Below are 6,416 nucleotides of genomic sequence, written 5' to 3'. Positions count from 1 at the left end.
TCATAGTCTTTTTTTCCTTTAGCGACGCCAATTTCTAGCTTAACACGGCCTTTCTTCCAATACATTTTTAAAGGAACAACTGTTGCGCCTTTCTGCTCAATTTTTTCTTTTAATCGGTTAATTTCTATACGATTAAGGAGTAATTTTCTAGATCTTGTTGGATCTGTATTTACATGAGTTGACGCACTTTGCAATGCAGAAATATGCGCACCAAATAGAAACATTTCATTATTTTTTAAAATAACATAGCTTTCTTTAATCTGAACCTTGTTTTCTCTTAGACTTTTTACCTCCCAACCCTCTAAAGAAACCCCAGCTTCTAAGGTTTGTTCGATAAAATAGTCATGACGTGCTTTTTTATTGAGCACAATCGTATTTGAACTAACCTTAGGTTTTTTGGATTTTGCCATGCATCAACTCTCTAAAAGTGCTCTTGTGCCATATTCAGCTGAGCAAATGTATCAATTGGTCAACCAAGTTGATGATTATCCAAAATTTCTCAACTGGTGCTCAGATGCCTCCATTTTAAAGCAAACTAAGGATCAAATTACAGCCTCGGTTGAGATTAATAAATCTGGATTTAATCAAAGTTTTACCACCATTAATACACTAACTCTTAATCAGCGCATTGACATGAATTTAAAAGAAGGCATGTTTAAGCAGCTAAGTGGTGCTTGGATATTTACCCAACTTAATGATAATGCTTGCAAAATAGAGCTAACACTAGCCTTTAGCTTTTCTTCAAAAATTGTCGACATGGCTATTGCCCCTATCTTTACAAGTATTGCTAACTCCCAATTGGAAGCTTTTATTGCAAGAGCTAAGGTTGTTTATTAATGCTTTATGCCTTCAACAAACCTTTTGGCGTGTTGTGTCAATTTAGTGGCGAAGGTGACACCTTGGCTAATTATATTAAGACTAAAGGCATCTATCCTGCAGGTCGATTAGATAAAGATTCTGAAGGTCTGCTGCTACTTACCGATGATGGCAAGCTACAGCACCAAATTTCACATCCAAAATTTGATAAAGAAAAAACCTATATAGTTCAACTAGATGGGCAAATTACCGATACTGCTATTGAACAATTAATTCTTGGTGTCATGCTAAAGGATGGATTAACCAAACCTGCCAGAGCAAGAATTATCAAAGAACCAAACTGGATCTGGGACAGGAATCCGCCCGTTAGATTTAGAAAAGATATCCCTACTTCATGGATTGAATTAAAAATTAGTGAAGGTAAGAATCGTCAAGTAAGGCGCATGTCTGCATATGTAGGCTTTCCAACGCTTAGACTAATTCGTATTCAAATTGGTGACTGGACCTTGGCTAATATCAATCAAGGGAAATATGAACGTCTTTGAGCATAGTTTTAAAGCATTAATGTGTGGCGATATTAATGAAAAAATTAAATTAGTTGATCAACTTCAGCTTTTGAAAAATACGCAGAGGCTCAATTTTCAAGCCAGCTATCCAATTAAACCAGTAGAGTTTCCTGGTAGACCTGATAAACCAAATCTGGTTAGATTTCAATCTATTCCTCAGCGAAATAAAACAGATCTTGGAATGATCAAAACCATTCATGCAATTTGTCATATTGAATTTAATGCCATTAATCTTGCGCTAGATGCTATTTATCGATTTAGGGAAATGCCAAATCAGTTCTACCAAGATTGGATTCAGGTTGCTTTTGAAGAGTCAAAGCATTTTCAGCTGCTTAATAAGCATTTGATTGAATTGGGTTACCAATATGGGGATTTTGAAGCCCATAATGGCTTATGGAAAATGACTTATGAAACCGATTATGATGTACTCGCTAGAATGGCTCTTGTACCAAGAGTGTTAGAAGCTAGAGGACTAGATGCTACGCCTAAAATTCAAAAACGCTTTAAAGATGCTCATTTTGATAAAATGGTGAGTTTACTAGATATTATTTTTAATGATGAAATTGGGCATGTAAAAATTGGTAATTTTTGGTTCCACTATCTATGCAAAACTCGCCAACTTGATCCTATAGAGACTTTTGATGGATTTGTTAAAAAACACATTGGTGAACAGTTACGTGGACCTTTTAATTTAGAAGCTAGAAAATTAGCTAACTTTAACCAAGATGAACTCAACTATCTTAAAGCACTCTAATAATTAACTACTTTTCAAACACTAAAGAGGCCCATAAGCTTTCCCAATCTGCCATTTTCCTGCGCTCACCTCTAGCTTTAACCATATGCAGTGCGTTAACCATCCATCTATTGTTGGCACTTAGCCTAAGTGCCACATGACCTTTATCATCAGTTTTTTGCTCAACTAAATCAAGAGGATTATCTTGTGAATAGGCTCTAACCACAATATCTTTTAAAGGCTTACCTTGAAAATAAACTAAAAAACTAATTGTCTCATTTTCCCAAGGAGAATTTACAGGCACAATATCTAACTCAAGCCCAGTTTTTTTATAAATACCGGCATCAGCATTAGTATTTTTTGGCTTGATAAGTAGCTTAGCATAACGCGCATAAAATTCTCGACCTTCACTTTGGTCCATTTTTTCAATCCGGCGCTGATCTTTGATATGCTTTAAATGCATTTTATCCAGATATTGATTAAACTTCTCAGCCGATAGCGTTAGATAATCAAAAGTACTTTGATATATCACTGTTGATGATGTATTTTCCTTAATGATAATACTGCCTATTGGATCATCTCCTAATTCTCCTTGAATTGGAGTCGCGCTTTGACCTTGAAGTTGCTCAAACCTAACAAACCAATTGTTAATTCTTGGCAGTGTTTCGCCTACAAAATTTTCTCCAACTTGAGCAGAAATAGTTATTTTATTGTCAATTATTGGATTAAAATTATTTGCAGTTAACCAAAAATCATGCGCCAAGACAGGCTGGTAAAAAATATAAAAGGCTAAAATAATTTTATGAGATATTTTCATTACTGGCTCCTAATTTTATTGTCTTTTGGGTGTTTTTCAGCTTCACAGGCTCATGAAATGAAGCCTGGTGTTGTTAATCTTACTATCCAAGAAAACAACGAATTTATTCTAACATTATGTAGAGGCGTTAATGGCAGACATTGACGCCAAACATACCGATACCGACAATTCACCGCAATCTGCTATTTACAACAATCTTAGAAAAAGTTCAGCTGAAACGATCCAGCAAAAATTTAATAAATTTTCAGCTAACTACCAAAAGACTTTAAATCTTAAAGCTGACAATAAGAGTCTCTCTCTTAATTTTAACAATATTCAAGTGCCGCCAATTGATGATATCCGCCTATCAAGAAATAGCATAATTACTTTCTCAGGAAAGCTCCCGCAAAACACCAAGTATATTACTTGGCAATATCCCGAAAAATATGGTGATAATGTTTTTAAACTTAGTCAAAACGAGAAATCTATTGCGAGTCTTTGGCTGACTAATGGCGAGCAAACAGATACGATAGTTTTGCAAGAGCAACATGTTACTAACAGCTTATTAAATTATCTATGGCTTGGTTTTTTACACATCCTACCTAGAGGTTTAGACCATATATTATTTATATTGGGCTTGTTCTTGTTTAGCACTCAAATAAAACCTTTATTTTATCAAGTAAGTGCTTTTACATTAGCCCATACTATCACTTTAGGTCTTTCAATATATGGCATTATCGTGCTACCTATTTTGTGGATTGAGGCTTTAATCGCTTTATCGATTGTTTATATCGCACTTGAAAATTTACTCAAACAAAATATTAGCAAATGGCGCTTATTGGTGGTATTTTGTTTTGGACTATTACATGGATTAGGATTTGCAAGTGTTTTAAATGATATTGGACTAGAAAGGTCTCAATTTTTAAGCAGCTTGATAAGTTTTAATATTGGCGTAGAGTTAGGGCAATTGTTTATCATTCTTCTGGCTTATGTGTTTATTGGATATTGGTTTAAAGATAAACCTTGGTATCGATCCCGAATAGTCGCTCCTGCTTCAATTATTATTGCAAGTATTGGCTTATATTGGTTTTATGAACGCATCATTATCGCTATTTAGTAATATAAATCGGGCTACTTAGTCGCTTTAGAAAGTTTTTTTAACCAAGTATCCACTGAATCAATCAGATCTTGCGCAGTACCGGTTTCAGTGAAGTAATGATCAGCTTTCTTAATAACAATCTGTGCATTTTGTTGATTATCTGAAATATCCATTAATGCTTTTCTTGAGCTTGATAATCGAACCACACCTGGGAAATCTTTTTCGCCGTATATGTCAAGCACTGGTTTAAGCATAACATCAAGTGGAAAACGCTTAATTGTTTTTTGCTGATAATCTGTTGCTCCCATACCAATACCCACAAATGCACTAATCTTATCATCACTAAATTTATCAAAATAACTCATTGCCATGTGTGCGCCACAGCCATGAGAAATCAGGATGATATTATCAATGCCGCGCTGTTTATAAAAATTAACAGCTGCATCGATACGCTCATGTGAATATGGGAAAATTGGCACATAGTCATAATATGTGGCCGATTTTTCCAGCACTGGCATTTGCACAGACAATGTGTGCCATTGTTTTTCATTAAGTCCAACCCTAAGTGGCTTAATCACACTTTCCCAATTGGCATGAAAACCACGAGAGTGCAATAAAATAATACCGCCTTTTGGCTTTTCAGAATCTGATTCCATGAAAATACTAAACACTTCTTGATCATTAGAAATAGGCAAATACTCAACATCACCATCCATAACCGCCTCTTCAATTTCAGAGATCATACGATTTTCACGCTCAATATTTGGCTTTTGATTGGTAAATTGATTGTAAAACTTTTGAAGTGAACTAGGATCAAAGTTTTTAATTTTAGGCAACTCTGGGAATTGAGGGAAGCTACCCAAGCCTGGTAAAAATGCAAAAGCATTTAATGAAAACATTAATGTTACTATTATGATAATTCTATTCCACATATTTTTCACTGAGTAAATCCAATGCAACCTGTGCATCTGGATGGTTATTTTTAGAAGATCGTGTAAACCAATAATAAGCTTGCTTTATATCGCCTTTCTCCAACATTAAAGAGGCTAGGTTATATTGTGCATACTCATCGTCCTGCTCTGATGCAATCAACCACCAATTTTCTGCTAGCTGAGTATCTTGCTCAACACCCTTGCCATCATAATACATCATAGCTAATTCACTTTGAGCATAAGATACGCCCTGTTCAGCTGATTTCTTAAACCATTCAAAAGCTTTCTTATCGTCTTTTTCTGTACCAAGCGCATGTAAATAGCTTAGTCCAATGTTGTTTTGCGCAGCACCATGTCCGCCATTAGCGGCACGCATCATCCATTCAAAGGCATCGTCATTTCGACCTTTTTGCGAATAATCGTATCCAATTTGATACCATCGATCAAATCTTGTTTCGGCTTGCGCGAAAGAAGTAGTTAAGGCAAAAAAAAGGGACGCTATTAACATCCCTTTTTTTAAACAAGTGGTTAACAATTACTTAACTGTTAAGCCCAAAAGTTTCCAATCATTCATACCACCGCGGTAGTATTTGATTTTACTTTGAGGGTAACCCATTGTTAATAGTGCTCTGATTGACGCTGGAGACTGGCCACACCATGCACCATTACAGAACTGGTATAAAGTCTTAGCATTATCAAAGTTTAATACACCATCCATATCTTTAACACCAAATTTGCTGGTTAAGATTTCTACAACAGCCATTGGATCTTTAGCTAATGCCTTAGAGTTAAGCGTAGTAAAAGGTACATTTACTGCACCTGGAATTGTGCCTTTCTTAACCCAACCTGGTGTACGTGCATCAACAAGCATAACGCTAGAATCACCAAAAGAAACTAACTGAGCTACATTGATAATATCTAACTCTGAGATTGTTTCAACAGCAGCTGGAGCAAACGGATGCGTTGGTTGGATACAAAATGGCGGACAAGGACGTGAAGTCTTTGCAAATGCTGGATCAACCATATTGGCATTGTCAGCATTACGTGAAATACCCGCAACTTTCATGACACCTTTAGTTATACCTACTGGCTTACCGGCTTTCTTAACTGCAGAAGAGCCGTTATTCCAGTTATGATCAGCGCCTAAAAAGCTTGCCTGAACACCTAATGTAAACATAGATGCAGCAGCAATCATTAAAAAAGCACTCTCGAAAGAGTGCTTTTATACATTAATTACTTAGTAGTTAAACCTAATGATTTCCAAGCATTCATACCACCACGGTAGTACTTAATCTTGTTCTCAGGGTAACCCATTGTTAATAATGCATTGATTGACGCTGGAGACTGACCACACCATGAACCATTACAGAACTGGTATAAAGTCTTAGCATTGTCGTAGTTTAATACGCCATCCATATCTTTAACACCAAATTTGTTGGTTAAGATTTCTACAACAGCCATTGGATCTTTAGCT

Annotated in this window: 11 protein-coding genes; 5 read left to right on the top strand and 6 right to left on the bottom strand. The window is 35.8% G+C overall.

The annotated features are described in order from the left end of the window. On the bottom strand, positions 1-410 hold a 410-nt coding region (gene smpB / locus N9Y32_06825; protein ID MDB2590722.1), incomplete at its 3' end, for an SsrA-binding protein SmpB. On the opposite strand from smpB, the gene N9Y32_06820 reads away from it, so the two are divergent. The 3 genes from N9Y32_06820 to N9Y32_06810 are packed head-to-tail and all read left to right on the top strand — an operon-like array spanning position 409 to position 2,136. Further along, positions 409-837: a type II toxin-antitoxin system RatA family toxin gene (locus N9Y32_06820; GenBank protein MDB2590721.1), complete on the top strand. Its 429-nt coding sequence runs from the start codon at positions 409-411 to the stop codon at positions 835-837. The two genes, smpB and N9Y32_06820, sit on opposite strands and share 2 nt — an antisense overlap. Next, complete coding sequence (locus N9Y32_06815; protein ID MDB2590720.1) at positions 837-1,361, top strand: pseudouridine synthase; 525 nt, start codon at positions 837-839, stop codon at positions 1,359-1,361. The genes N9Y32_06820 and N9Y32_06815 overlap by 1 nt, the downstream gene beginning before the upstream one ends. Next, positions 1,348-2,136, top strand: a complete 789-nt coding sequence (locus N9Y32_06810) for a ferritin-like domain-containing protein (GenBank protein MDB2590719.1) — start codon at positions 1,348-1,350, stop codon at positions 2,134-2,136. Before N9Y32_06815 ends, N9Y32_06810 begins: the two co-directional genes overlap by 14 nt. Before the next feature lie 7 nt (positions 2,137-2,143). On the opposite strand, the gene N9Y32_06805 is transcribed toward N9Y32_06810, so the two are convergent. Further along, a complete protein-coding gene (locus N9Y32_06805; GenBank protein MDB2590718.1) occupies positions 2,144-2,932 on the bottom strand; it encodes a DUF4198 domain-containing protein in 789 nt (262 codons plus the stop codon). Here N9Y32_06805 and N9Y32_06800 point away from each other — a divergent pair. Continuing rightward, on the top strand, positions 2,918-3,076 hold the full coding sequence (locus N9Y32_06800; protein ID MDB2590717.1) for a hypothetical protein: 159 nt from the start codon (positions 2,918-2,920) through the stop codon (positions 3,074-3,076). The genes N9Y32_06805 and N9Y32_06800 overlap by 15 nt on opposite strands. Then, entirely contained in the window at positions 3,063-4,028 is a 966-nt protein-coding gene (locus N9Y32_06795; protein ID MDB2590716.1) for a HupE/UreJ family protein, read from the top strand. The genes N9Y32_06800 and N9Y32_06795 overlap by 14 nt, the downstream gene beginning before the upstream one ends. Positions 4,029-4,042: 14 nt before the next feature. Here N9Y32_06795 and N9Y32_06790 read toward each other — a convergent pair whose 3' ends face one another. The 4 genes from N9Y32_06790 to N9Y32_06775 all read right to left on the bottom strand — a co-directional run. Then, positions 4,043-4,909 (bottom strand): alpha/beta hydrolase family protein, encoded by an 867-nt coding sequence (locus N9Y32_06790; GenBank protein ID MDB2590715.1) that lies wholly within the window; start codon positions 4,907-4,909, stop codon positions 4,043-4,045. A gap of 22 nt (positions 4,910-4,931) precedes the next feature. After that, positions 4,932-5,450, bottom strand: coding sequence for a sel1 repeat family protein (locus N9Y32_06785; GenBank protein MDB2590714.1), 519 nt, complete (start codon positions 5,448-5,450; stop codon positions 4,932-4,934). Between the two features lie 27 nt (positions 5,451-5,477). Beyond that, positions 5,478-6,137: a rhodanese-like domain-containing protein gene (locus N9Y32_06780; GenBank protein ID MDB2590713.1), complete on the bottom strand. Its 660-nt coding sequence runs from the start codon at positions 6,135-6,137 to the stop codon at positions 5,478-5,480. Positions 6,138-6,175: 38 nt separating this feature from the next. After that, the coding region (locus N9Y32_06775) for a rhodanese-like domain-containing protein (protein ID MDB2590712.1) at positions 6,176-6,416 on the bottom strand (241 nt) is incomplete at its 5' end.

It is taken from the genome of Candidatus Thioglobus sp., assembly GCA_028228555.1.
Lineage (GTDB): Bacteria > Pseudomonadota > Gammaproteobacteria > PS1 > Pseudothioglobaceae > Thioglobus_A.
The sequence above is the reverse complement of the archived record's forward strand: the minus strand, read 5'-3'. Positions and strand labels throughout refer to the sequence as shown.